Source organism: Halomonas sp. FeN2 (genome assembly GCF_020595105.1).
GTDB classification, from domain to species: Bacteria; Pseudomonadota; Gammaproteobacteria; order Pseudomonadales; family Halomonadaceae; genus Vreelandella; species Vreelandella neptunia.
On record NZ_CP074200.1, the window covers coordinates 3,229,877 to 3,254,312 of the forward strand.

At 57.3% G+C, this 24,436-nt stretch carries 24 protein-coding genes and 1 tRNA gene; 11 read left to right on the top strand and 14 right to left on the bottom strand.

From position 1 onward, the window contains the following. Window positions 1-160: 160 nt before the first annotated feature. The 7 genes from rlmN to KF947_RS14995 all read right to left on the bottom strand — a co-directional run bounded on the left by rlmN (window position 161) and on the right by KF947_RS14995 (window position 6,074). Complete coding sequence (gene rlmN / locus KF947_RS14965) at window positions 161-1,390, bottom strand: 23S rRNA (adenine(2503)-C(2))-methyltransferase RlmN (protein WP_227404315.1); 1,230 nt, start codon at window positions 1,388-1,390, stop codon at window positions 161-163. Between the two features lie 89 nt (window positions 1,391-1,479). Continuing rightward, window positions 1,480-1,905, bottom strand: a complete 426-nt coding sequence (gene ndk / locus KF947_RS14970; RefSeq protein ID WP_022520077.1) for a nucleoside-diphosphate kinase — start codon at window positions 1,903-1,905, stop codon at window positions 1,480-1,482. 230 nt (window positions 1,906-2,135) lie between these two features. Then, window positions 2,136-2,462, bottom strand: a complete 327-nt coding sequence (locus KF947_RS14975) for a HesB/IscA family protein (RefSeq protein WP_133730848.1) — start codon at window positions 2,460-2,462, stop codon at window positions 2,136-2,138. 26 nt (window positions 2,463-2,488) lie between these two features. Then, window positions 2,489-3,679: an aminotransferase class V-fold PLP-dependent enzyme gene (locus KF947_RS14980; protein WP_223287941.1), complete on the bottom strand. Its 1,191-nt coding sequence runs from the start codon at window positions 3,677-3,679 to the stop codon at window positions 2,489-2,491. A 52-nt stretch (window positions 3,680-3,731) separates the two neighbouring features. Continuing rightward, entirely contained in the window at window positions 3,732-4,199 is a 468-nt protein-coding gene (gene iscR, locus KF947_RS14985) for a Fe-S cluster assembly transcriptional regulator IscR (protein ID WP_022520074.1), read from the bottom strand. A gap of 78 nt (window positions 4,200-4,277) precedes the next feature. After that, a complete protein-coding gene (gene cysE / locus KF947_RS14990) occupies window positions 4,278-5,141 on the bottom strand; it encodes a serine O-acetyltransferase (protein WP_133730846.1) in 864 nt (287 codons plus the stop codon). A gap of 168 nt (window positions 5,142-5,309) precedes the next feature. Continuing rightward, window positions 5,310-6,074, bottom strand: coding sequence for an RNA methyltransferase (locus KF947_RS14995; RefSeq protein ID WP_133730845.1), 765 nt, complete (start codon window positions 6,072-6,074; stop codon window positions 5,310-5,312). 174 nt (window positions 6,075-6,248) lie between these two features. Between KF947_RS14995 and KF947_RS15000 the strand changes: the two genes are divergently transcribed. Next, entirely contained in the window at window positions 6,249-7,043 is a 795-nt protein-coding gene (locus tag KF947_RS15000) for an inositol monophosphatase family protein (protein ID WP_133730844.1), read from the top strand. 135 nt (window positions 7,044-7,178) lie between these two features. Here KF947_RS15000 and secF read toward each other — a convergent pair whose 3' ends face one another. The 5 genes from secF to queA all read right to left on the bottom strand — a co-directional run bounded on the left by secF (window position 7,179) and on the right by queA (window position 12,856). Then, entirely contained in the window at window positions 7,179-8,105 is a 927-nt protein-coding gene (secF, locus tag KF947_RS15005) for a protein translocase subunit SecF (protein WP_133730843.1), read from the bottom strand. Between the two features lie 64 nt (window positions 8,106-8,169). Continuing rightward, window positions 8,170-10,023: a protein translocase subunit SecD gene (secD, locus tag KF947_RS15010; protein ID WP_227404316.1), complete on the bottom strand. Its 1,854-nt coding sequence runs from the start codon at window positions 10,021-10,023 to the stop codon at window positions 8,170-8,172. Window positions 10,024-10,155: 132 nt separating this feature from the next. Beyond that, entirely contained in the window at window positions 10,156-10,482 is a 327-nt protein-coding gene (gene yajC, locus KF947_RS15015) for a preprotein translocase subunit YajC (protein WP_071695382.1), read from the bottom strand. A 130-nt stretch (window positions 10,483-10,612) separates the two neighbouring features. Continuing rightward, the gene (gene tgt, locus KF947_RS15020) at window positions 10,613-11,749 is read right to left on the bottom strand and encodes a tRNA guanosine(34) transglycosylase Tgt (RefSeq protein WP_166650343.1); all 1,137 of its coding nucleotides are present in this window, start codon (window positions 11,747-11,749) and stop codon (window positions 10,613-10,615) included. A 75-nt stretch (window positions 11,750-11,824) separates the two neighbouring features. Then, window positions 11,825-12,856 (bottom strand): tRNA preQ1(34) S-adenosylmethionine ribosyltransferase-isomerase QueA, encoded by a 1,032-nt coding sequence (gene queA / locus KF947_RS15025; RefSeq protein ID WP_227404317.1) that lies wholly within the window; start codon window positions 12,854-12,856, stop codon window positions 11,825-11,827. 114 nt (window positions 12,857-12,970) lie between these two features. Here queA and KF947_RS15030 point away from each other — a divergent pair. Further along, window positions 12,971-13,057, top strand: a tRNA-Leu gene (locus tag KF947_RS15030). Between the two features lie 107 nt (window positions 13,058-13,164). Here the strand turns inward: KF947_RS15030 and KF947_RS15035 are convergent. Then, a complete protein-coding gene (locus KF947_RS15035) occupies window positions 13,165-14,535 on the bottom strand; it encodes a glycosyltransferase (RefSeq protein WP_227404318.1) in 1,371 nt (456 codons plus the stop codon). Between the two features lie 187 nt (window positions 14,536-14,722). Between KF947_RS15035 and KF947_RS15040 the strand changes: the two genes are divergently transcribed. From KF947_RS15040 to KF947_RS15080, 9 genes are all read left to right on the top strand, one after another. Then, a complete protein-coding gene (locus KF947_RS15040; protein WP_133730840.1) occupies window positions 14,723-15,490 on the top strand; it encodes a helix-turn-helix transcriptional regulator in 768 nt (255 codons plus the stop codon). A 182-nt stretch (window positions 15,491-15,672) separates the two neighbouring features. Beyond that, complete coding sequence (locus tag KF947_RS15045; RefSeq protein WP_008959745.1) at window positions 15,673-16,029, top strand: RidA family protein; 357 nt, start codon at window positions 15,673-15,675, stop codon at window positions 16,027-16,029. Between the two features lies 1 nt (window position 16,030). Then, window positions 16,031-16,972 carry an ornithine cyclodeaminase family protein gene (locus tag KF947_RS15050; RefSeq protein WP_227404319.1) on the top strand — a complete coding sequence of 314 codons (942 nt, stop codon included), beginning with the start codon at window positions 16,031-16,033 and terminating at the stop codon, window positions 16,970-16,972. Between the two features lie 90 nt (window positions 16,973-17,062). Continuing rightward, complete coding sequence (gene dctP, locus KF947_RS15055; RefSeq protein ID WP_223287933.1) at window positions 17,063-18,136, top strand: TRAP transporter substrate-binding protein DctP; 1,074 nt, start codon at window positions 17,063-17,065, stop codon at window positions 18,134-18,136. Between the two features lie 71 nt (window positions 18,137-18,207). Further along, window positions 18,208-18,753, top strand: coding sequence for a TRAP transporter small permease (locus KF947_RS15060; RefSeq protein ID WP_227404320.1), 546 nt, complete (start codon window positions 18,208-18,210; stop codon window positions 18,751-18,753). Further along, on the top strand, window positions 18,750-20,024 hold the full coding sequence (locus KF947_RS15065; RefSeq protein WP_133730836.1) for a TRAP transporter large permease: 1,275 nt from the start codon (window positions 18,750-18,752) through the stop codon (window positions 20,022-20,024). The genes KF947_RS15060 and KF947_RS15065 overlap by 4 nt, the downstream gene beginning before the upstream one ends. Before the next feature lie 21 nt (window positions 20,025-20,045). Continuing rightward, window positions 20,046-21,077 (top strand): histone deacetylase family protein, encoded by a 1,032-nt coding sequence (locus tag KF947_RS15070; protein ID WP_227404321.1) that lies wholly within the window; start codon window positions 20,046-20,048, stop codon window positions 21,075-21,077. Further along, window positions 21,074-22,180 carry a class II histone deacetylase gene (locus tag KF947_RS15075; RefSeq protein ID WP_227404322.1) on the top strand — a complete coding sequence of 369 codons (1,107 nt, stop codon included), beginning with the start codon at window positions 21,074-21,076 and terminating at the stop codon, window positions 22,178-22,180. Before KF947_RS15070 ends, KF947_RS15075 begins: the two co-directional genes overlap by 4 nt. Beyond that, window positions 22,177-23,130, top strand: a complete 954-nt coding sequence (locus KF947_RS15080) for a branched-chain amino acid transaminase (protein WP_227404323.1) — start codon at window positions 22,177-22,179, stop codon at window positions 23,128-23,130. The genes KF947_RS15075 and KF947_RS15080 overlap by 4 nt, the downstream gene beginning before the upstream one ends. A 155-nt stretch (window positions 23,131-23,285) precedes the next feature. Here the strand turns inward: KF947_RS15080 and KF947_RS15085 are convergent, their stop codons facing one another. Then, entirely contained in the window at window positions 23,286-24,395 is a 1,110-nt protein-coding gene (locus tag KF947_RS15085) for a pyridoxal phosphate-dependent aminotransferase (RefSeq protein WP_227404324.1), read from the bottom strand. Between the last annotated feature and the right edge of the window lie 41 nt (window positions 24,396-24,436).

The following is a 24,436-nucleotide window of genomic DNA, read 5'->3' on the forward strand; positions in this document are numbered from 1 at the left end:
TAGTAAGGCAATACTGACAAACAGCAGTGCTAATCTAAATAAAAACCGTGACCATCAAAGCGCCGTGCCAAGCGGAAGTCAAGATAAGCCCGGTTTTCTACACTCCCACCTTAGGCTTAGTACGCAAACTGCCTTCGTTCGCCGACTTTTCGTACAAACCCTAGTCAGCATCGAGCTGGACTGACTGAATATAGCGCGCGCTGCGTTTGGTGCGGTCTTTCACGCGACCAACGAGCTGGCCACAGGCAGCATCGATATCTTCACCTCGGGTTGTTCTAACCGTGGCGTTGTAGCCTAAATCATACAACCACTGCTGGAAGCGCATAACCTGGTTGCGTGACGGTTTTTCGTAACCCGAATTGGGGAACGGGTTAAACGGAATCAGGTTGATCTTACACGGCAACTCTTTCAGCAGTGCAGCAAGCTGCTCGGCGTGCTCCTGCTGATCGTTGACGTCCTTGATCAGCGTGTACTCAATAGTGACCTGACGATTATCCGGGCACTTGGCAAGGTACCTGTGGCAGGCATCCAACAGCGCACGGATATTGTACTTACGGTTGATGGGCACCAGCTCATTGCGCAATTCGTCCGTAGAGGCATGCAGCGAAATTGCCAAGCTAACGTCCATTTCGTCGCCAAGCTTGTCGATCATTGGCACCACGCCAGAGGTCGACAGTGTCACGCGGCGCTTGGACAGGCCATAGCCGTTGTCATCCAACATCAGCTTCATGGCGGGCACAACGTTATCGAAGTTGAGCAACGGCTCGCCCATGCCCATCATCACCACGTTGGTCACCGGTCGGTTTGCCGTATCCCGCCGCGGGCCAACGCTGCGCTGGGCAACCCATACCTGGCCGATAATTTCAGCAGCGGTTAGGTTGCGCTGAAAACCCTGCTTGCCGGTGGAGCAAAAGCTGCAGTCCAGCGAGCAGCCGACTTGAGAGGAAACGCATAGCGTGCGGCGTTTACCGTTCTCAGCCGGAATCAGCACCGTTTCCACATAGCTGCCGTCCTCCACTTCCAGCACCCACTTACGGGTACCATCGCTGGAAGTACCTTCATAAATCACCCCTGGGCCACGAATTTCTGCCAGCCGGGCCAGTTTTTCACGCAGCGCTTTGGAGAGGTTCGTCATGGCAGCAAAGTCATCACTGCCTTCCTGGTGAATCCACTTCATTAGCTGTGCGGCACGGAACTTCTTTTCGCCGATCGACAAAAAGAAAGCTTCCATTTGCTCGCGGGACATGCCAAGCAGGTTTTGCCGCTCAGGCGTCGCTTTTTCAGCAGATTTGCTGGCGGCGCCAGTACTATCGGCTTCAGTACGATCAGCTTCAGTACTGTCGGCGCCTGGACGGGGGGCGGGCGTATGTTGGGCTACAGTGGTGGTCATGGCGGTCAGCGTTATAGAAAGGGGCGGGGGACTAGCCCCCGCAAAATGGCCGGCAACGAAAGTTGTTTCGGCGGCGCTACCTTAAAGGCTTAGCGCGGGCAGATTTCGTCGTTGCCAAAGAAGTAGCTAATTTCGCGCTCAGCGCTTTCTGGAGAATCAGAACCATGGACAGCATTGGCGTCGATTGTTTCCGCAAAATCGGCGCGAATAGTGCCGGGTGCTGCTTCTTTAGGGTTAGTTGCACCCATCAGATCGCGGTTTTTAGCAATAGCGCCTTCACCTTCAAGCACTTGTACAACCACCGGGCCAGAGGTCATGAAGCCAACCAGGTCTTTAAAGAACGGACGCTCTTTGTGCTCTGCGTAGAAGCCGCCAGCCTTCTCTTCTGAGAGATGTACCATTTTGGCAGCGACGACTTTTAAACCCGCTTTTTCGAAGCGAGCAATGATGTCACCGATGGCATTTTTAGCAACGGCGTCAGGCTTGATAATAGAAAGAGTGCGTTCAGTAGCCATGTAAATGGTCTCCTCAAAAAGGCTTAAGCAAAAAGTGCCGCCCTAGAAGGCCAGGGCGGCCCAGAAGATGATTCAGTTAATAGCGCTTCGGCAGCTAGCGTTTTTAAACACTAATGCGTCAAAAAAGTATGCGGGCATACCCCGGCTGCCTGAGCTTATGTATCCAGGTGCGCGATTATAGCGCTTAAGCCGGGGGATGAATACCGGCGATGAAGCTGACCAAGCAATGCTTAGACGGTAAAGCTCTCTCCGCAGCCGCACTCATCTTTGACGTTAGGGTTGTTAAAGCGGAAAAAGCGGTTCAGCCCTTCGCTGACGTAATCCACTTCGCTGCCGTTAAGCATCTCCACCGCATCGGGAGCAACATAGACGCTGGCACCGTGGGCTTCAAAATGGATCTCTTCGTCGCTGACGGTGTCAGCAAAATCGAGCACGTAGCTATAGCCAGAGCAGCCGCTTGGCTTGACCGAGACGCGCAGGCCAAGGCCTTGCCCGCGCTCGTCGAGCGCGTGGCGAATCTGTTGTGCGGCAGCCGGGGTAATATTGAGTGTTGCCATGAGGCGTCCTCCTTAAAAATAGTCAGCTAGTCAGCCGCTTGACGGGGCGGTGTACGTAAACCGCTCACCGCATGGCGTATGAGCGTTAGCGCATAATCAATGTCGGCTTCGGTGGTAAAGCGCCCGAAGCTAAAACGCAGCGATGAGAGCGCCAGCGAGCGTGGCGTGCCGATGCCGAGCAGCACATAGGACGGATCGACGCTGGCCGAGTTGCACGCCGAACCGGTAGACACCGCCACATCGCGCAGAGCCATCAGCAGCGATTCACCGTCGACGCCTTCAAACGCCAAGTTGAGAATGTTGGGCACTGAGCGCTGCTCTTTGTCACCCAATGGCGTGTTGGAAAACACACCGTCGACGCCTTCAAGGCCGCGTAGAAAGCGCTGTTGCAAGGCCGTTATATGGGCGTTGTCTTCGTCGTACTGCTGCTGCATCAGCGCAAAGGCTTCACCCATGCCTGCGATCTGGTGTGTCGGTAGGGTGCCGGAGCGCATACCGCGCTCGTGGCCACCGCCATGAATCAGCGCCTCAACGCGAATGTCCGGATGGCGCTTCACATACAGCGCTCCGACGCCTTTAGGGCCGTAGGTTTTATGGCCAGATAGCGACATAAGGTCAATCTGCTGGGCCACTACGTCTAAGGGAATACGCCCCACCGCCTGGGCGGCATCGGTATGAAAGGCCGCGCCAAACTCATGGGCAACGGCCGCCAGAGCCGCAATATCGTTGATGCTGCCCAGTTCGTTGTTAACCGCCATCAGTGAGACCAGCGCGGTGTCGTCGCGCATCGCTGCGCGCAGCTGTTCGGGTTCAATGCAGCCATCCCGGCCCGGCGTTAGCCAAGTGACCTCAAAGCCCTCTTTCTCCAGCGCATGGGCAGTGTCAACGATAGCTTTATGCTCAATCGTCGAGGTAACCAAGTGTAGGCCGTGCTCGCGGTTGGCGCGCATAAAGCCTGTCAGCGCCAGGTTGTCTGCTTCGGTGGCGCCGCTGGTCCAGACGATTTCTCGCGGGTCGGCGCCAATCACATCGGCCACCTGGCGGCGTGCCTGCTCCACCACCTGCTCTGCCTGCCAGCCCAGCATATGGCTGCGTGAAGCCGGGTTGGCAAATAGCTGATCAACCGTCAGGTAGCGTTGCATCACCTCAACCACGCGGGCATCCGCCGGCGCGGTGGCGGCGTAATCCAGGTAAATGGGCAGCGTGGGTGTGGTCATCGTTACGTTCCAGCGGTTGATCGGTCAGGGCAATCGGGATTGTGTCTTGGAGTCAGGGTGAAGAGGCGAGAATGCCTGCCTCTGCACGCTGTTTCTGTCGCGACGCAATACGTATGACATCAGGACGCAGCATCAGTTGTGCCAGGGTCATATCGTCAAGAAAATGGCGTATCTGTACGGAGAGCTCGCACCACAAATGATGCGTCAGGCAAGTATCGCCCTGTTGGCAGTCAGAGAGCCCCTGGCAACGGGTGGCATCTACGCTTTCGTTCACCGCGTCTATCACTTTTGAGACGCTAATCGCGTCTGCAGGCTGCGAAAGCAGGTAGCCACCGCCCGGGCCGCGCACGCTGTTGACCAAGCCTGCACGGCGCAGGCGAGCAAAAAGCTGCTCTAAATAGGAGAGCGATATCTCTTGACGCTGGGAGATATCGCTTAGGCTGGTCGGGCCGTTGTGGGCATGCAAGGCTAAATCGAGCATGGCAGTAACGGCGTAACGGCCTTTAGTGGTCAAGCGCATGGCAAGCCCCTCGACGCTGAAAACTCAGCGCACTAACGGCAAATGTGCTGCCATTATGGGAAAACCTGAGTGCTTTGGTCAACCATTACGCGGCGGCAGTGTTTCTTGCTCGGCTGATGGCGGAGTGGCCGAGTGCTTGCCAACACCGGGGCAGCCGGTATCGTTCTCGTCCAGAACGTCGGCAAAATCTTCATCGCGCAGCGCCGGTAGCTGGCCGTCGCGGTAGTTGTCATCTAGCTTACGCAGGGTAGAGCACATGCGCTCAATGCGCTCATCCACGGCGTGCATATGGTCGAGCATCGCCTGCATCGAACGGGCTACGGGGTCGGGCATATCCTGGCTGACGCCGTAGGCATCAAAGCCAAATTTTTGGCAGATGGCTTCGCGGCGGGCGGGATCCACATCCAGTGCTTCTTCCACATCGGGGTCGGCGCGTTTAACGATTTTGCCGGGTATGCCCACCACCGTGGCGCCGGGGGGCACTTCTTTTGTGACCACGGCATTAGAGCCAATTTTCGCCCCAGCGCCGACCGTAAAGGGCCCCAGTATTTTGGCACCTGCGCCCACAATCACGCCATCGCCCAAAGTGGGGTGACGCTTGCCTTTGCTCCAGCTGGTGCCGCCCAGGGTGACCCCTTGATAGAGCGTGACGTTATCGCCCACCAGCGCCGTTTCGCCAATCACCACCCCCATGCCGTGATCAATAAAAAACCGCCGACCAATCGTGGCGCCCGGGTGGATTTCAATACCGGTGAGCCAGCGTGAAAACGTCGATAGCGTCCGCGCTAGCCACTTGAGGTTTTTTTTCCACAGCCAGTGGCCGCAGCGATGCAGCAGCAGGGCGTGCAGGCCAGGGTAGTTGGTCAGCACCTCAAGAAAGTTACGTGCGGCCGGGTCGCGGTCAAATACGCTGTTGATGTCTTCACGTAGACGTTGAAACATGAGGTGTTCCTTGGCGTTATAAAGGCGGCGTCTAGCTATTGAACTATTAGAACGGATTCTTGAAATATCGCCGATTCTTGGAATATCAATAGAGAAATCACGTTAGCAGAATAGCGAAGTTGGGGCACGCAGCATCAACTTCAAGTTTAGCGTTTCCTGTCTAATAAATTACGGCTTGCGTGGCTTGGTATTCGCAGCCTTTTCGGTGGCCGATAGAATTCCACGCAAAATATTCATTTCCATGCGCTCTGGGCGGGCGCGCAGGTACAGGCGGCGCAGTCTCGCCATTAGCTGTCGCGGCTGATCAGGGTCGTGAAAATCAATACCAATCAGCGTGCGCTCTAAGTGCTCAAAGTAGCGCTCTAGCTCGGCGTGGGTGGCCAGGTCATCGTCATCATTTGGCACAGTTGGAGGTGCATCCGCTTGGCCATCTGATTGGCTTAGCCACGCCATGCGACACTCATAGGCAAGCACCTGCACCGCTGCGGCCAAATTGAGCGAGCTAAAGTCGGCATTGGTAGGAATATGCACGTGAGCGTGACAGCGTTGTAATTCAGCATTGGTCAGGCCGCTGTCTTCTCGGCCAAACACCAGTGCCACCCGGGCGCCTTCGAGCTGGCACTCGTCGGGCAGCCGGTCAGCTAATTCCCGCGGTGAAATCATCGGCCAGGGTAGGGTGCGCGAGCGTGCACTGGCACCCACGGCCAGGGTGCAGTCGGCTACTGCGTCTTCCAGGGTTGCGTGAACCTGGGCTTGGTGAAGCAGGTGATCAGCGCCGGAGGCGCGGGAAATGCTGTCCTGGGTAATCACCTCACAGCGGGGGGCGACCAGGGCCAAATCTGCCAAGCCCATATTGTGCATGGCGCGGGCGACGCCGCCGATGTTACCAGGATGGCTAGTGCCGATTAAAATAATACGGATGCGCTCAAGCATGAATAAGGCTCGGTGAATAAAGAGGGTGATTATTATCGCGTAAAGCGCGCAGTCTAGCATGAGTCGGTGGTATGCCCGAGAGCGGTCTGCTAGAATTGCGCGCCAAAGGCGGCACCTGCGCCTACTTATGCTTTAGCATCACGTTCTTTAACATCACTGTCACAAGGCCCGATCATGAATCCGATGGTCCAATTTACGCTGCGTGCTGCACGCGGCGCTGTTGAACACTTCCTCCGCGTACGCGAACGTATTGAAAATGCGCACGATGAATTTAACCTTGACCGCCTGCTCGACGAGACAGCGCGCAAGGCCGAAGCGACGATTGTGCAGCAGTTGGAGCGCGGTTATCCCCAGCACGGTGTTACCGGCCGCTTTACCCCGCATCGCGCGGGTGAAGGAGAAGGCGCGGACATCGTCTGGAAAATTGAACCGATGCACGGCTACTCCAATTTAGCCGTTGCCGGTAAGGGCTTTGCACTCTCAGTGGTGTGTCTTATCAAAGGTCGTCCCGAACACGCAGTGATTATCTGCCCGTTCGCCGACGATGAATATATCGCCAGCCGCGGCCGCGGCGCCCAGCACAACGACAAGCGTATGCGCGTTAGCAAGCCTACCGCCATTAGCGGTACGCGTATGGCCATGAGCCTGCCGGAAGTCTGGCTACGCCCGCGCAATTTACCTGCCTATTTAACCGTTTCACAGCAACTTGCTCCGCAGATAGAAAATCTGCTGGCCACGGGCTGTGGGCTGCTGGATTTGTGTGAGTTGGCCACCGGGCGAGTGGATAGCGCTTTTGTACTCGGCTTGGAAGAGCAGGATATGCTGGTAGGCACGCTGTTCCTGAAAGAGGCGGGCGCCTTGATGGGCACGCCGGACGGCCAGCCTGCGGTGAAAGTGGAAGGGCAGTTAATGGCCGCTGGGCCGCGTCTCTACAAGGCGCTGATCAAGCAGCTAACGCCGCACTTTTAAGTAAGTAGCCATGCTAAGCTTTTAAAGGCAAAAGCGTTAAAGACGACCGTTTTTAAAGACAAAAAAATGCCCCTGCTGGGTTTCCCAGCAGGGGCATTTTTGTAGGCTTAATAAGAGGAGTAAAGAGATGCGCCGTTAAGGCAGCTCTTCCTCTTCTTCGTCCAGCTCTTTCTTGGTGGGAATCAAATCTTCCCGTGACAGTTTTAGCGGTAGCAGAAGCGCCGCGGCAATGTAGATAGATGAGAACGTGCCCACTACGATACCGACCAGTAGTGCAATGGCGAAGTTCTCAATCATATCGCCGCCCAGCAGCAGCAGAGCGAGCAGTACCAGGACAGTGGTCCCAGAGGTGGCCAGAGTGCGCGAGAGCGTGGCGTTAATCGCTTCGTTGAAGATCTGCGGCATATCGTCGATGCGCGAGGTACGGATGGCTTCGCGGACGCGATCATAAACCACGATCGTATCGTTCAACGAGTAGCCGATCACTGCCAGGATGGCCGCCAATACGGTAAGGTCGAAATCGAGCTGAAACAGCGCAAAAACGCCCACCACAATCAGTACATCGTGTAGCAGTGCCAGCAGTGCACCAATCGCAAACTTGTACTGGAAGCGGAAGGCGACATAGAGCATGACCACGCCGAGTGCGACCAGCATGCCCAGTCCGCTCTGGTCGCGCAGTTGGTCACCCACCTGGGAGCCAACAAACTCGGAGCGAACAAGATCCACGCTATCGCCACTGGAGCGCAGCAGGTTAACGACCTCGCCGCCTACGTCGGCATCAAATGCCTGTTGTAGGCGAATCAATACTTCGGTTGATGCCCCAAAGGTTTGTACCGAGACATCCTGGAAGCCGCTCTCCTCGAGCAATACCCGAATGGCATCTAATGAAGGTGCAGCACCGTAGCGCACCTCAATCAGCGTGCCGCCAGTAAAATCCAGCCCGAAGTTAAGCTGTTGAAAAACGATGGCAGCAATCGACGCGATTATCATTGCAGCTGAGACGATATACGCAAATTTACGTCGCCCCATAAAGTCGATTTGCAGATGTGATAGGGGTTTCATTACCACCTCTTAAGTTCTGGGCTAGGCACGTAGTTCAAATCCATGCATTTCAAATCCGTGCATTTCAAATCCACAGCTTTTTGACGGGTTTGCTGCCATAAACCAGGTTAACCATGGCGCGAGTCACCATTAGAGCAGTGAATAGCGACGTCAAAATACCGATAGAGAGCGTGACGGCAAAACCTTTGACCGGGCCGGTGCCAATCGAAAACAGGATTACGGCCACCAGCAGTGTGGTGATGTTAGCGTCGACGATGGAGGTGAAGGCTCGTTCGTAGCCGGCTTGAATGGCCTGCTGAACTGACATTCCATTGCGTAGCTCTTCGCGTATTCGCTCGAAAATCAGTACGTTGGCATCTACCGCCATGCCCAGCGTCAGTACGATACCGGCAATGCCCGGCAGCGTCAGCGTGGCGCCCAGCATCGACATCACCGCGACCAGCAGCGTTAAGTTCAGCGCCAGGGCAATGTTGGCAAACACGCCAAACACCTTGTAGCGCACCAGCATAAACAGCACGACCAGCAGCAAGCCGATCTGTACCGAGAGCAGGCCCCGCTCGATGTTTTCAGCGCCCAGGCTTGGCCCAATGGTGCGCTCTTGAACGAAGTAGATGGGTGCCGCAAGTGAGCCAGAACGCAGCAGAAGCGCCAGTTCAGCCGCTTCTGTCGGCGAATCCAAGCCGGTGATACGGAAGCTGTTGCCCAGGGCGCTTTGAATCGTTGCCAGACTAATCAGGCCGCGCTCAACGTAGGGCTCGCGCTCGATGGTCTCTTCGCCGGTTTCCGGGTCGGTCACCACGGTGTCTTCGCTCTTGTGCTCAATGAACAGCACCGCCATATTGCGACCGATATTGGTGCGCGTGGCGCGGTTCATCAGCGTGCCACCGGTACCGTCCAGATCAATGTTGACCTGCGGGCGGCCATTCTCATCAAAGCTGTTGCTGGCACTGGAAACACTATCGCCGGTAATGATCACATCGCGCATTAGTTCCGCAGTGCGCGAAGGCTCATTGCGGAAGGTGAGGGTTTCCGTTTCGTTATCCGGCGTATCGTTGCGCGCTTCCAGGCGGAACTCCAGGTTCGCCGTTGCGCCAACAATGCGCTTAGCCGCCACGGTGTCCTGGATACCCGGCAGCTCCACCACAATCTGGTTGGGGCCTTGGCGCTGCACCATGGGCTCCGCGACACCCAGTTCGTTGACCCGGTTGCGTAGGGTGGTCAAGTTCTGGTTGATCGCGTAATCCTGAATTTCGTTAACCGACTGATCGCTAAGGGTCATAACCAGCGTTGAAGCGCGGCCATCGCCTTCACTGCTGTATTCAAACTCAGGAAAGTCACGGCTGATCAGGCTGCGGGCCGTGTCGCGGTCTTCGGCGCTGGCAAAATCGATCGACAGCGAGCGCTCTTCGATATCGGTATTACGATAGCGAATCCGCTCGTCGCGTAGCAGTTCACGCATGGCGCTGGCGTTGACTTCCAGGCGCTGGGTCAGCGCGGCCTCCATATCCACTTCGAGCAGGAAGTGCACACCACCGCGCAGATCAAGACCCAATGTCATGGGCGAGGCGGAAAACGCCTGAAGCCATTCGGGTGTGGCTTCGGCGAGATTGAGGGCTACCGTTGCGTCATTGCCCAATAGGTCAGAGGCGATGTCGCGTGCGGAGAGCTGATCGTCGTCGTGGCGTAAACGAATAAGCCACTGCCCGTTCTCTTCTTCGAGGGCTTTGATCTCAATATCGTTTTCGTTGAGCGCGGTTTCAACACGGTCTATCTGACGCTCATCCAGCGAATCGCCTTGGGCGCTGCTAATTTGGATGGCGGGATCTTCGGGGAATAGATTGGGAAGCGAGTAGATAAGGCCAACCACCAGGACGACCAGTATCAGTAGATACTTCCACAGGGGGTAACGGTTGAGCATGCAAGCCCTGCCTTCAATTACAAACGGAATGCTGTGCACGGACACGCCGCGCACAGCAAAGTTCACCATCATTCATACCATGTCACCCCTGCCGGGGTGGCTGGCACTGGCTCGGCAGGGGTGTTACAAGGTTTAGATGGACTTGATGGTGCCTTTAGGCAGTACGGCGGCAACGGCGTTCTTCTGCACGTTAACTTCGGTGCCTTCAGAGATCTCGATGGTCAGGAATTCGTCGCTCACCTTAGTGATACGACCTACCAAACCGCCGCCAATAACGATCTCATCGCCTTTGTCCAAATTGGATACCAGCTGCTTGTGCTGCTTAGCGCGCTTGGCCTGCGGGCGCCACAACAGGAAGTAGAAAATCAGCACGAAGCCGACCAGCATGACGATTTGCGCAATACCACCGCCAGCGGCGGCTTCTTGGGCATGGGCTGGTGAGATGAAGAAATCCAGCATTGCAGAGAACTCCTGAGTTAGAAAAAGCTTAGGTTTTTAAAGGCTTAGTTTTTTAAAAGCTTGGTTTTAACAGCATGGCCAAACAGTTTAAACCACGCGCCAAGGCGCGTGGCGATTAATTCGCTAGATTTTAGGTAGCAAGGGCGGGGACTGGTAAGCCGCGCCGTGCATAGAAGCCTTCTACAAAGGTCGTCAATGTACCCGCTTCAATTGCCGCGCGCAAATCAGCCATCACACGCTGGTAGTAACGTAAGTTGTGGATGGTGTTGAGCATCGAGCCGAGCATTTCATTGCAGCGGTCTAAGTGATGCAGGTAGCCCCGCGAGAAATTCTGGCAAGTATGGCAATCGCACTCTTCATCAAGCGGGCGGGTGTCAAAGCGGTGCTTGGCGTTACGAATTTTGACCGTGCCATCCGAGGTGAACAGGTGGCCATTACGGGCGTTGCGGGTGGGCATTACGCAATCGAACATATCCACCCCTCGCCGCACGCCTTCCACCAGGTCTTCGGGTTTGCCGACACCCATTAAATAGCGTGGTTTGTCATCCGGCATCCAGGTGGGCAGGTAGTCGAGCACCTTGATCATTTCTTCTTTAGGTTCGCCTACGGAAAGCCCGCCAATCGCCAGTCCGTCAAAGCCGATCTCTAACAGCCCTTTGAGCGAGCGCTCGCGCAGCTCAGGGTGCATCCCGCCCTGGATAATGCCGAACAACGCGGAAGGCGAGTCTCCATGGGCATCCCGCGAGCGTTTGGCCCAGCGTAGCGACAGCTCCATGGACTTCTCGGCTTCGTCAAAGGTGGCCGGGTAGGGCGTACACTCGTCAAAGATCATCACCACATCGGAGCCTAGCGAACGCTGAACCGCCATGGACTCTTCCGGGCCCATAAAGACTTTGCTGCCATCCACCGGCGAGCGGAAGTGCACACCCTGCTCAGTGATCTTGCGGGTCTCGCCCAGGGAAAAGACCTGAAAACCGCCGGAGTCGGTGAGGATCGGTTTGTCCCACTGGGCAAAATCGTGCAGATCGCCGTGAGCTTCAATTACCTCGGTGCCGGGGCGTAGCCATAGATGAAAAGTGTTGCCAAGGATGATTTCGGCGCCGATCTCTTTGACGGAGTCCGGCGTCATGCCTTTAACCGTCCCGTAAGTGCCCACCGGCATAAACGCCGGTGTTTCCACCGTGCCACGGGGGAAGTGGAGGCGGCCACGGCGGGCGCGGCCATCGTCGGCCAGGCGCTCAAAGCGCATAAAGCATTCATTTCGCATATAAAGTAACTCGTTAATCTCGTTCGTTTGGCGCGACGGGTGCAGGGCAAGCGGGTCAACAATCAGCAACAATACCTAGCGGGTTAACAACATGGCATCGCCGTAGCTAAAAAACGCATAGCGCTCGGCCACTGCCCGTTGATAGGCGTGCATGATGGTGTCATAGCCGACAAAGGAGGACACCAGCATCAGCAGCGTCGATTCGGGTAGATGGAAGTTGGTAATTAAAGCATCCACGCAGCGCCACTGGTAACCGGGGTAGATAAAAATGTCGGTATCGCCACTATAAGGCGCGATCTGCCCGTCGCTACTTTTCATGCAGGCGCTTTCCAGGCAGCGCACGCTGGTGGTGCCCACTGCCACCACGCGCTTACCTGCTGCCAGGGTCTCGCGCACTTGCTGGCAGGTGGCCTCCGTGACCTCAATCCACTCGCTGTGCATATGGTGTTCAAGGATGTTGTCGACGCGCACCGGCTGAAAGGTGCCCGCGCCTACGTGCAGCGTTACAAAGGCACGGTTAATGCCTTTATCGGCAAGGGCATCCAGCAGCGGCTGATCAAAATGCAGCCCGGCGGTCGGCGCCGCCACCGCGCCGTCACGCCGGGCATAGACGGTCTGGTAACGCTCACGGTCGCTGAGTTCGTCTTCGCGGGTAATATACGGCGGCAGCGGCATATGGCCGTGCTCTTCAAGCAGCGCGATCATTGGCGTATCGCCTAAAAAGCGCAGCTCGAACAGCGCATCACGGCGGCCTTCTACAATGGCGTGAATATCGCCCTCGAAAATTAGCTCGGTGCCAGGCTTTGGCGATTTACTAGAGCGGATATGCGCCAAGCCACGGTGGGTATCCAGCGGGCGCTCCAGCAGCATCTCTACCTTACCGCCGCTGGCTTTATGACCGTGCAGGCGCGCCGGGATCACGCGGGTGTCGTTAAACACCAGCAGGTCGCCCGGTTCCAAAAGCTCAAGCAAATCAGGGAAACGGCGGTGTTCCAGCGCGCCGCTCTGGCCATCCACGCACAGCAAACGGCAGTCGCTACGCTGCTCAGAAGGGTAGCGAGCAATTAACTCGTCGGGTAGCTCGTAATGAAAATCCGCGCGCTGCATGGCGTATAACTCTTAACGTTGATCAAACAGGCGGCATAGGATAGCGCTTTGGCTGCATAAAGTCAGTCAATGTGATTGACCTACCTCGTTAATTACGTATAATGCGCATCCATTGCCGGTATGGCGGAATTGGTAGACGCAGCGGATTCAAAATCCGCCGCCTTTACGGGTGTGCCAGTTCGAGTCTGGCTACCGGCACCATCTTTAAAATCAGGCACTTAGGTGCCTTTTTTTGTGTCTGCGATTTGAGTTTTTCCCTTCCTAAATCCCTGATTGTGCCCACAAAGTGTCAACGGAGAGTTCGGCGCTTACTTTTTCTCCTTAACCAAACGCTCAACCACAAGCTTTCGATAAAGAGCAACCAGCTCGGCACTTTTGGCATCTTCGTGCCAACTAGCGGCGTAGGTTTGGGCGCGCTCGGCTAGCTGTTGGCGCAGGGTGTTATCGCTTAGCAGGCGGTTGACCTTGGCGGCGAAGTTGCCGTGGTTATCCTCGGCGATCAGGCAGCCTTCTCCCTCTTTTAACACATCAAGTGTGCCCATCGCTGCGGTGGAAACTACCGGTGTGCCGAGTGCCATTGCTTCCAGCAGCACCAGTCCTTGGGTTTCCGTGCGTGATGCAAATACAAAAACGTCGGCGGCGCGGTAGGCGGCTTGCAGTGGGCCGTGGCGGTCGAGATAGCCAAGGAAAAGTACGGCGTCTGCCACGCCAACTTCCTGGGCGCGCCGGACAAGCGAGTCATGGGCCGGGCCTTCGCCGGTAATGATCAGCCGGGCGGTGGGGTGTTCGGCTAATACCTTGGGCAGCATATCGATCAGAAAATCGATGTTCTTCTCAAAGGCAGCGCGGCCTACATAGAGCAGCAGGCGCGCATCTGTAGGCAGATTGTAGTGGGCTCGAAAGTCGCTATCATCCTGGGCTCCTTGAGGGTGGCAGAACGCCTCCAGCGACAAACCGGTGGGAATGACCGTGGAGGGCGTGGTCACGCCGTAGCGGGTAAGGGCTTCCTGCATTGCCCGTGAAGGAGCGACCAAGGCGGCGAGCTGCTGGCACTGGTGCACTGAAAGACGACGCGCGGCAAGTCGCAGCCAGCGTCGTGGAAGCCAGCGGATATAGTGGTGAACATACTCCTCAAACAGGGTGTGGTAGGTCGCTACCACCGGAAGCCCGAGCCGACGCCCCAGCGCTACACCGGCATAGTGAGCGGTAAACGGCGTATGGACATGAATAAGGTCAAAGGCTTCGGCGGCAAGCTGCGGTGCCAGGGCGATCAAGTCCCGATAGCGCATCATGCGATCCTCTGGGTCGCCGGGTACCTGGCGCGAGTCGATGCGCAGTACGCCCGGCTCGTCCACTTGGCCTACGGGATAATCGGGACAGATCAGCGTGACCGAGTGGCCCAAACGCTCAAGGGCACCGCGAAAACTGGCGATAGAGGTGGAAACGCCATTAACGCGAGGGAAGTAGACATCCGAAATCATCAGTATCTTCATACCGCTCAGCGGCGTCTCGGCCGTTGACGCCACTGAGTGAAACAGCGTTAAAGCTGACGCCAGCCGTGCCTCGCGGTCGGCTTTACGCTGCAGGTGAAGGGCATTGCCGTTGGCTAATTGCGTTAGGGCCGCGACTTCCTGGTCACTGAGAGGAGAGCTGAGAGAGGGGCGTCGGCGCTGTGGCATGTTGTTTGGACTCTTTTGGCAGCTTATTGCCACGCTAACCTGAGTCCATGACTGGCGGATGACAGCCAGTACCCAGCTTGCACCCATCAAGCTGAGTGTTTGTACACAGTGGACGGCTCCCTCGCTTTTTGTTGCCTAGCCGTTTTATAGTGCTGAAACAGCATTCGACGAAATACGGTAACCTTCCATGGCCCTTTTTGAGCTGCACAGCCGCAACTTAGCCCAAGAACAGGTGGCCCATACCCACGACTTCCATCAACTTATTCTGGCTACCTGTGGCGTTACGGAGCTCTCGATGGAGGGGCACGGGGAAAGGGTGACCGCCCGCCGTGGGTGTCTGATTCCTTCGTCGCGCCACCACGAGTACCAGGGCGATGGCAGCAACCGTACCTTGGTGTTGGATATACCCGTTGCCCAGTTAGCGTCGCTTGAGAAAGGCAGCGAGATTGAGCGCCTCTTCGATAAACCGCGCTTTTTCAGCGTCCCTCCCGCGTTAAACCAGCTCACTCACGCCTTGGCCAATCAGCTTGAGCAGTGCCCTGGGCTGCAGAATGAAATAGCTATTCTGCTGCTACGCGCGCTGACCATGTATCTGCATGACGCGACTCCCGCAGCGGTTGGGCAGTTGGGCCAGCACTGTATTAGCGAACGCCTCGACCTTGCTCGTTTGGATGCCTGGCTGGATCAACATCTGGCTGATGAGATCCGCGTGGAGCAGCTAGCCTCCCTATGTGCCTTGAGCCCAGGGCACTTCCACAGCTGCTTTCGTGAGCTAACTGGCGTGACGCCGCTGGCGTATGTACAGCGCAGGCGCCTAGAGCACGCCCGTACGCTGGTTCGCCATAGCACGCTGAGCCTGGGGCATATCGCTATGCTGGTGGGCTTTCGCGATCAGGGCAGTTTCTCCCGCGCTTATCGGCGCTATTTTGAAGTCTCTCCTTCGTCTGATAGATAGACCCTCTCTTAGATAGCCATACCTCCCAGATAGCCGCTTTCAGTAAATGGCTTCTTCCTGAAAACTGCCTGCATGACTTGCGGGCAAATCTACCGCAGTGTCGGGCAAGTAATTTGTCGGCGAGCGCACTAGTCTTTGATGATCCCTTTTAAATCAACACAACCTCTTTCAAGGAAAACACCATGGGCGTTACCTACCAAGACAGCAATGCACGTATGAGCCAAGTGGCGATTCACAACGGCACCGTTTATCTGGCTGGCCAGGTTCCACCTGATGCCACGGCGGATATGCGCGGCCAAACCGAGCAGGTGCTGGCGCGTATCGATCAACTGCTGGCCCAGGCGGGCACCTCGAAAGAGCATTTGATCTCAGCGCAAATCTGGGTCACCAGCATGGCGGAGTTCGACCAAATGAACGCTGCTTGGGATGCCTGGGTCGTGCCCGGTCGTCCGCCGGTGCGTGCCGCGCTTGAAGCCCAGCTCGCCAAGCCCGAGTGGAAAGTTGAAATTATGGTGGTAGCCGCGCTGCCGGAGGCCTGATATGCAGGTTGTTTCTGCCGAAGAGGTCACGCGCCACCTGACGTGGGATGGCTTGATCAAGCGGCTACACACGACGTTCGTGAACGGCGTGGAGTCTCCTCCCCGCCATCACCACGCGATGCACCGGCCGGATGGCGAAGCCACTATGCTGCTAATGCCCGCCTGGGAAGCGGCGGGCTATATCGGCGTAAAAATGGTCAACGTGTTTCCGCAAAACGCCGACCACGGTATCCCGGCGATCTCTGGGCTTTATTTGCTCAGCGAGGGCAAACACGGCCAGCCGCTGGCGTGTATCGATGGCAGTGAGCTAACCCGGCGTCGCACGGCGGCAGCCTCCGCGCTGGCCGCTCAGGCTTTGGCCAATGAGAACGCAGAAACGCTGCTGGTGGTGGGTACCGGCAAGTTGGCGCCCATGGTGATCGAGGCCCACGCCAGCATACGCCCCATCAAACGCGTACTGATATGGGGCCGTAATCCCAACAAAGCGGCGGCGATTGCCGACGAGTACGCCGAACGATTCGAAACTCACGTAGTGGAAGAACTAGCGGATGCTGTCGCTGAGGCGGACATCATCAGCTGCGTAACGCTCTCCACCCAGCCGCTGATTAAAGGCGAGTGGCTGACACCTGGCACTCACCTGGATTTGATCGGGGCGTTTCGGCCGCAAATGCGCGAGACCGATGCGCTGTGTCTGCGCCGCTCAGAGGTGTTTGTGGATACCTACGCCGGTGCCAAGGGCGAAGCGGGCGACATTCTGCAAGCCATTGAAGAGGGTGAATTCCAGTTCGACAAGATTCAGGCGGAGCTTGCTGAAGTGCTGACCGGGGCTAAGCCGGGGCGTTCTGCACCGGAGGCCATCACGCTATTCAAATCGGTAGGTGCTTCGCTGGAAGATTTAGCCGCTGCCATTGAAGTGTGGGAGTCGCTGCCAGAACAGTCATAACGATTGCCATAAAAACAACACCATCCCTACCCGATGGGTAGCAACGCCACTCATAACGAAGACCGACCAATAATCAAAACGAGGTGTGTTATGAACGCTAAAAAATCCGTATTTATCGCCGCCCTGGCGGCACTCCCACTGGCGATTGCCAGCGCCAATGCCCAAGCGCAATCCTATGAAATGGTGATTGCCACGCAACTGCCCGAGGATATGAGCAATAACGAAATATATCCGGCGCTGGTGCACTTTAAAAACCTGGTAGAGGCGCGCACCGACGGGGATCTTGAGGTCACCATTTTCGGTGGCGGCCAGCTAGGTTCCGAGGTGGAGAATGGCTCGGAAGTGCAGGGCGGACGAACGCTACAGTCGACGATTATGTCTGCGGGGGCGATGTCATCCTTCTACGAAGACTATCAAGTCGTCACGGCACCGTTCCTGTTCACCAACTGGCGGCAGGCGTGGAGCTTCTTTGATAGCGAGTGGTTCGCCGACTTTATGTCCGGCACCATCGAAGACGCCGATTTGCGCTACTTGGGCACCTTCGATGATGGCGGTGGTTTTGTCGCCTTCACCAATAACGTGCGCCTAATAAAAACCGTCGAAGATTTAGAAGGTCTGAATATTCGCACCGAAGAGAACCCTGCCCACGTGGCGATAATGCAATCGTTAGGTGCTTCGGCCACTCCGCTGCCCTGGGGCGAGCTGATCACAGCGCTGGAAACCGGTCTTGCCGATGGGCAGTTCAATGCGCCGGTGCTCAACACCACCTTCAACTTTGATGCGGTCACCGACTACACCACGCTCACCGGGCATGTGTACAACAGCGCCCCCTGGGTGGTCAGCGAGTCGTGGTACCAATCGTTGCCCGAAGAACATCAGCAGGCGGTGATCAGCTCCGCGAGGGAAGCGATCCAGTTAAGCCACGGTATGTCTGGTGCCCTGGCTACCGCTAGTTGGGTGGAGTCCTGTGAACGCTTTGAAGAGTGCTACCTGATGCCCGACGCTGAGCGCGAGCGGATGGCGGAAATTGCCCGTCCCGCTTGGCAAGAGTGGATCGTCGATGACTTTGGCATGGACGAAGCCCGCGTACAGGGGCTGCTTGACGAAGTTGAACGTGTCGGACAACAGTTGGCAGAAGACGACTACCGCATTTATGGTCAATAAAGCCGGGGCCAATAACGGTTAGCGAATGATAAACGCTGGGGCGATGTGAGGCCCCAGCGTGAGGAAAAACCATGGGCGTTTTAACTCCTTTGCGCCGCGTGAGCGACCTCGTCAATCAGGTGGCTATCGTGGTGTGTGTGAGCTGTATTCTGGCGATGCTGGGCATCTCGTTCACTGCGTTTCTCTACAAGCTGATCACCGGCAGCACGCTTAGCTGGACCTACTCGCTGGCGCGGCTGTTTCTGCCCTGGATCGGCTTTCTCTCCATGACGATTTCGCTGCGCTACGGCGAACATGTCGCCATGACACTGCTGGTTCGCAGTTTGCCACGTGTGATGGTGCAAGTGGCTGCCGGGCTGTGTTTGGCAGTCATTGGACTGTTTGCACTAATGCTCACTTGGTACGGCTGGGGCTATTTCACCAGCGCCACTCAGGTCTACATGGTTTCCGACCAAATCCAAATCCCTAGTAAGTTCACCGCAATAGTGGTGCCCATCAGCGGCGTCATGATGCTGCTGCATCTTGTGCAAGGCTTTGCTCTGCTGGAACACTTCATTGATGAGCAGGACGTGATTGGTGAACTCATCGACACCACTGATGGGGAGCGTCGCTCATGACCCCTGCAATTATTGCGTTTGTCGTGCTGCTGTTTATCGGCGCGCCGGTAGCCGTGGTGATGGCCATGTCGGGTTTGGCGGGTGGCTTTGCCATGGGGGGGGAGAGGATGCTCGGCATCATCGCTGATCGCATGTTCTCCGGCGTTTCGGGCTTTCTGCTGATTGCCGTGCCCTACTTTATTTTCACCGCTGAGCTGATGAACCAGGGCGGGCTGACCCACAAGCTGATCGCCTTCAACAATGCGCTGTTCGGCAGGGTGCGCGGGTCACTCTCCCACGTCAATATTTCGGTCTCGGTGTTCTTTGCAGGTCTCACCGGCGCGGCGGTCACCGATACCGTCGCCATCGGTAAGATCATGATTCCTGAGATGAAAAAGCAGGGCTACGATGCCGAATACGCCGCTGCGGTGACCGCCTGTTCTTCCATCATCGGGCCGATTATTCCCCCGAGCGTGGTGATGGTGGTGTACGCCACGCTGCTGCGCGATATTTCGGTGATTGACCTGTTTGCCGGTGGCATTATTCCCGGCCTGTTGATGGCGCTGGCGCTGCTGGGTGTCAGCTTCTTTTTAGCCTGGAAGCGCAACTACCCGAAACAGGCGCCGACGCCGTTTAAGATGGCCGTGATGTCGTTTGTGATGGCTCTGCCCGCCATGGTGGTGCCGCTGATTATTCTCGGCGGGATTCTCTCGGGGCTCACCACGATTACCGAAGCCTCGGGCTTTGCGGCGGTTTACGCCATCGTGATTGGCGTGGTCTTCTACCGTAATCTTACCTGGCGCAAAATATGGGATGCGCTGGTGACCACGGTGCGCTTCTCCGGCGTGGTGTTTTTTCTACTGGCAACCTCGGCGGTATTGGGCTGGTTTGTCACCCGTTCAGGGATAGCCAGGGATGCGGCCAGTATCATCACCACTTTCAGCGATGCGGCCTTTGTGCAACTGATGCTGGTGTGTCTGCTACTCTTGGTGATTGGCACGGTGATGGATGTGCTGCCCGCACTGGTAGTCATTGCGCCGGTGCTGGTGCCAGCGATGATCCAGCTGGGCTTTGACCCGCTCCACTTCGCGATCCTGATGATCGTGGTGCTCAATATCTCCAACGTGACACCGCCAGTGGGGATGACGTTAATGACCGCCGCGCGAATAGCCGAGGTGCCTTATGAACGGGCAATCGTGGCATCGCTGCCGTTTTACGTGTCGTTTCTGGTGGTGATTGTGTTGCTGGCGGCGTTTCCGGCGCTCTCTACCTGGATTCCGTCACTGCTGTAATTTAGCTAAGGACTGCGACCCATGAAGTGTTTTTATCACCCTGATCAGGCGTTGCATGCGCCGCCGACCTTTCTGCTGCGTGGCCAGCCTGCGTCTTCGCCGGAAGGCCCTGTGCGCGCCGAGCTGCTTAGCCAAGGTTTGGCCAGTGCAGGGCTTACGCTGACCACACCCAACAAGGCGGATTCGCCTACGCTGCGCAAGCGCCTGGAACAGATCCATACGCCGCGCTACCTCACTTTTTTGGACACCATTTACGCTCGCTGGCAGGCGCTGCCCAATGCGGCGGAAGTGGTGGCGCCCAATATTCACCCCTGCGGCGGTGGCTACCACTACCCGCGCCACCCGATTGGGCAAGCGGGCTGGCATTTGCACGATATGGCCTGCCCGCTAAGCGCCACCAGTTTTCAAGGCGCGCTGGCCTCAGCCGCTAGCGCCGAAGCGGCGGCAGAAGAGGTGCTGAATGGAGCGCCAACGGCCTACGCACTGTGCCGCCCGCCTGGACACCATGCCGGGCCTGAGCGCGCCGGGGGCTTTTGCCTGCTGAACAATTCAGCGCTGGCCGCCACGGTGCTGCGCGAACGCTTCGCCAAAGTAGCGATCATCGATGTGGATCTGCATCACGGCAACGGCACCCAAGATATTTTCTATCACCGCAGTGATGTCTGGACAGGCTCGCTGCACGCCGACCCCAGTGATTTCTATCCGTTTTTTTGGGGCGGCGCTGATGAAGAGGGCGATGAAGAGGGGGTAGGCGCTAACGTTAATCTGCCCTTGCCGGTAGGCAGCGACGGGGAGGTCTATCTCGACGCCCTGGCAGTGCTAATTGATCACCTGCAGCGCTACGAGCCCGATGCCGTGGTGGTAGCGCTAGGTTTGGACGCCCATAAAGATGATCCCCTGGCGGGGCTTACCGTGGAAACCGAGGCTTTTATCGAGGTGGGCAAGCTCTTGGCGGCCCTCTCGCTGCCCACGGTGATTGTTCAGGAAGGCGGTTACCCCACTGAGCATCTAAGTGCCAATCTGACCGCCTTTATGCAGGGTTTTACGGCATGAGCAGAACCGGTTTCTACTGGCATGAACGCTGCTTTTGGCACGATTTGGGCGCGATTGGGGTATTTTCCGCGCCCGGTGAATTTTTACAGCCCCAGGCCGCCTCGGAAAGCCCGGAAAGCAAACGACGGCTGAAGAACATTCTTGAAGTCAGCGGGCTGATTGATGAGCTGAACGTGGTGAAACCACCCGCCGCTTCGCTTCCTGACCTGCTGCGTTTTCACACCCCGCGTTACCTGGATGAACTGCAGACAGGGGATAAAGCCCGGGGCGGCAACGGCGGCGACTGTGCACCTTACATGCCCGGCAGTTGGGCGGCGGCCACGCAGTCCGCAGGGCTGGCCATTGCCGCCGTTGAAGCTGTGACGCAGGGCGAGGTGAGCAACGCCTATGCCCTATGCCGCCCACCGGGGCACCATGCCGAAGCCGATCAAGGTCGTGGGTTCTGCCTACTGGGCAATATCCCCGTGGCGGTGATGCGCGCTCGGGCCTTGGGGCAGGTTAACCGTGTGGCGATACTCGATTGGGATGTTCACCACGGCAACGGCCAGCAGGCGGCGTTTTATGACGAGCCCGATGTGTTGACCCTTTCAATTCATCAAGCCGCAAACTACCCGCTGGAAACCGGCAGCTTTGACGAACAAGGCGAAGGAGCAGGCCTGGGCGCTAATCTCAATCTGCCGCTGCCACCGGGCTGTGGCCTGGGCGCCTACGCCTACGCCATGGAAAAACTGGTGCTGCCCGCGTTGGAAGCCTTTAAGCCCGAACTCATCGTGGTGGCCTGCGGTTACGACGCCTGCGCTAAGGATCCCTTAGGCAAAATGCTGCTCAATAGCCAGGCGTTCGCCACCATGACCGCCAAGCTTAAAGCGCTGGCCGAGCGTTGCTGTGAAGGCAAGCTGGTATTTATTCACGAAGGCGGCTATTCGGAAGGCTATGTGCCGCTCTGCGGCCACGCGGTGATCCAAACCCTGGCGGGCAGTGCCATTGCTGTGCCCGATCCGCAAAACGATGAAATTGCCGCTTGGGGCTACCAGGCCCTGCAACCGCACCAGCAGACGTTGATCGATGACTGGTGCCAACAGTGGGAGCAACGCAAACAATGACACCGCTTTATGATCGCGACGGCTGGATTTGGCAGGACGGCGAATGGCGCGCTTGGCGGGACGCCAAGGTGCATGTCTTCACCCATACGCTACATTACGGCATGGGCTGTTTTGAGGGCGTGCGCGCCTACGCTGGCCCCAGCGGTACGCATCTATTTCGTGCTGCTGAACATACCCGCCGCTTGGCAGAGAGCGCTCATTCACTGGATATGCCGCTGCCGTTTAGTGAAGCTGAGCTTATCGATGCCCAGCGCGAGTGCCTGACCAAAAACGGCCTGAGCAATGCCTACCTGAAACCTACCGTGTTTTTTGGTGCAGAAGGTTTAGGACTACGCGCCCAAGGATTAACCACTCACGTGATGGTGGCCGCGTGGGATCTAGGCCCCTACATTTCACCCCAGGCCGCCACCCACGGCTTGCGCGCGCTGACCTCTTCCTGGGCGCGCCATCACGTCAATATCAGCTTGTGCCGAGCAAAAACCAACGGCCACTATGTCAACTCGATACTGGCGTTGAATACGGCGATCAAAGCCGGGTTTGATGAAACCATCATGCTCGATCCGGAAGGCTATGTGGCTGAAGCCTCAGCGGCGAACGTCTTCTTGCTCCGCGATGGCGTGCTGCATACCCCGGAAGTGACCTCCTGCCTTCAAGGTATCACCCGGGATAGCGTGATTCAGCTGGCGCAAAAGGTGCTGGGTATTGAAGTGCGCGAGCGGCGAATAACCCGCGACGAGCTGTATACCGCCGATGAGGCATTTTTAACCGGCACCGCCGCCGAAATACTGCCGCTTCGGGAACTGGATGGCCGCCGTATTGGTGGACGTGCTGGCGCACCGCCCGTCAACGAACCCATCAGCCCCAACAGTGTCACGGCTCAACTGCAGGGCTTATATCGCCAGGCGGTACGCGGTGAGCTGGACGATTTCAGGCATTGGTTAACGCCTTAGGGCTATTGTGGCGGGCAATCAGCATGCCCCGGTGCGAGGGCAGGTTTCCGCGAGGGCGCTGTGAACCCGTCCATGGGCGCTACTTTTGTCATCCATGACAAAAGACCCTCGCTCCAACCTGCCCTCGCCCCTAGTGATCAAATTTACCAAGTTAATCAGGCGTGCTCTTTAATCGCCTGTTCGAGAGCCGCCAATCTTCCCGGTTCCAGTGCGGCTTGTACCGCCGTAATGCGTATTACATTGGCCAGCTCTGGGTGCGCCAGGCGAGCGACCAAAACGCCTTCGGCGAGTAGCTGCTGGTGTACCTCGGCGGCGAGGTCGGCGCTGGGCAGGCGAATGCCGATAAAGTTGGTGGCGCTGGGCAACACATCGGCCCCTAGGGCGCGAAAGTGCTCCGCCAACTGCTCACGGCGGGCTTTTACATCGGTAACGTGTTGGTGAACCTCGTCAGGGTGGTCGAGCACCACTTCGGCGGCGGCCAGGGTCAATGACGATACCGCGTAGTGAATGCGCACCTTCATCATCATCGTCAGTACTTCAGGGGCGGCGATGGCGTAGCCAATGCGCAGGCCCGCCAGGCCATGAGCCTTGGAAAGCGTGCGTAGGCGAATCACCCCTGGTATGGCTTTACCAGCGAACTCGCTGTTGGCATCGTCGCGGAAGTCCCCATAGGCTTCGTCCAGCAGCAGCCAGCAGGTATCGGGCAGCGCTTCGCGCAGCTTGAGGATGGCATTGTCGCTATGTAGATGACCGCTGGGGTTATCCGGATTGGCCAGATACACCAGCCGCGCGCTTTCCTGATGCGCCGTTGCTGCCAGGGCTTCCAGATCGGGGGCCAGCACGCCCGGTGCTTCAAAATAGCTGGGCTCGATCAGGCGGCAGCCCTGGCCTTTGGCGAAATAGCCAAAGGTGGGGTAGGTACCCGCCGTGCAGACCACCGTTTCACCGGGCATACAGGTAGTGCGCAGGGCCAGAGCGATCAAGCTGTCAGCGCCGGCGTCTACCAACAGCGTTTCCAGCGGAATACCTTGCTGAGCACTCAAGCGCTGGCGCACGCCCAGCGCTTCGGCATCGCCGTAGCAGTAAACGTGTTCGGCAAGGGCATCGCCAAAGTGATCGCGCAGGGCGCGGTGGGGCATATCCAGGCCTTCGTTTGAGCCCAGCCGGTGGGGGATCTCCTTGCCAATGCGGCGCTCTAATACTTTGATGCCTGGGAAGGGGTTATGCGGGCCTTCGCCAGTTAAGTGCTCGGGGTAACGGGACATGTTGATTCCTGAAAACACAATGAATGTTTAACTTAAAATGT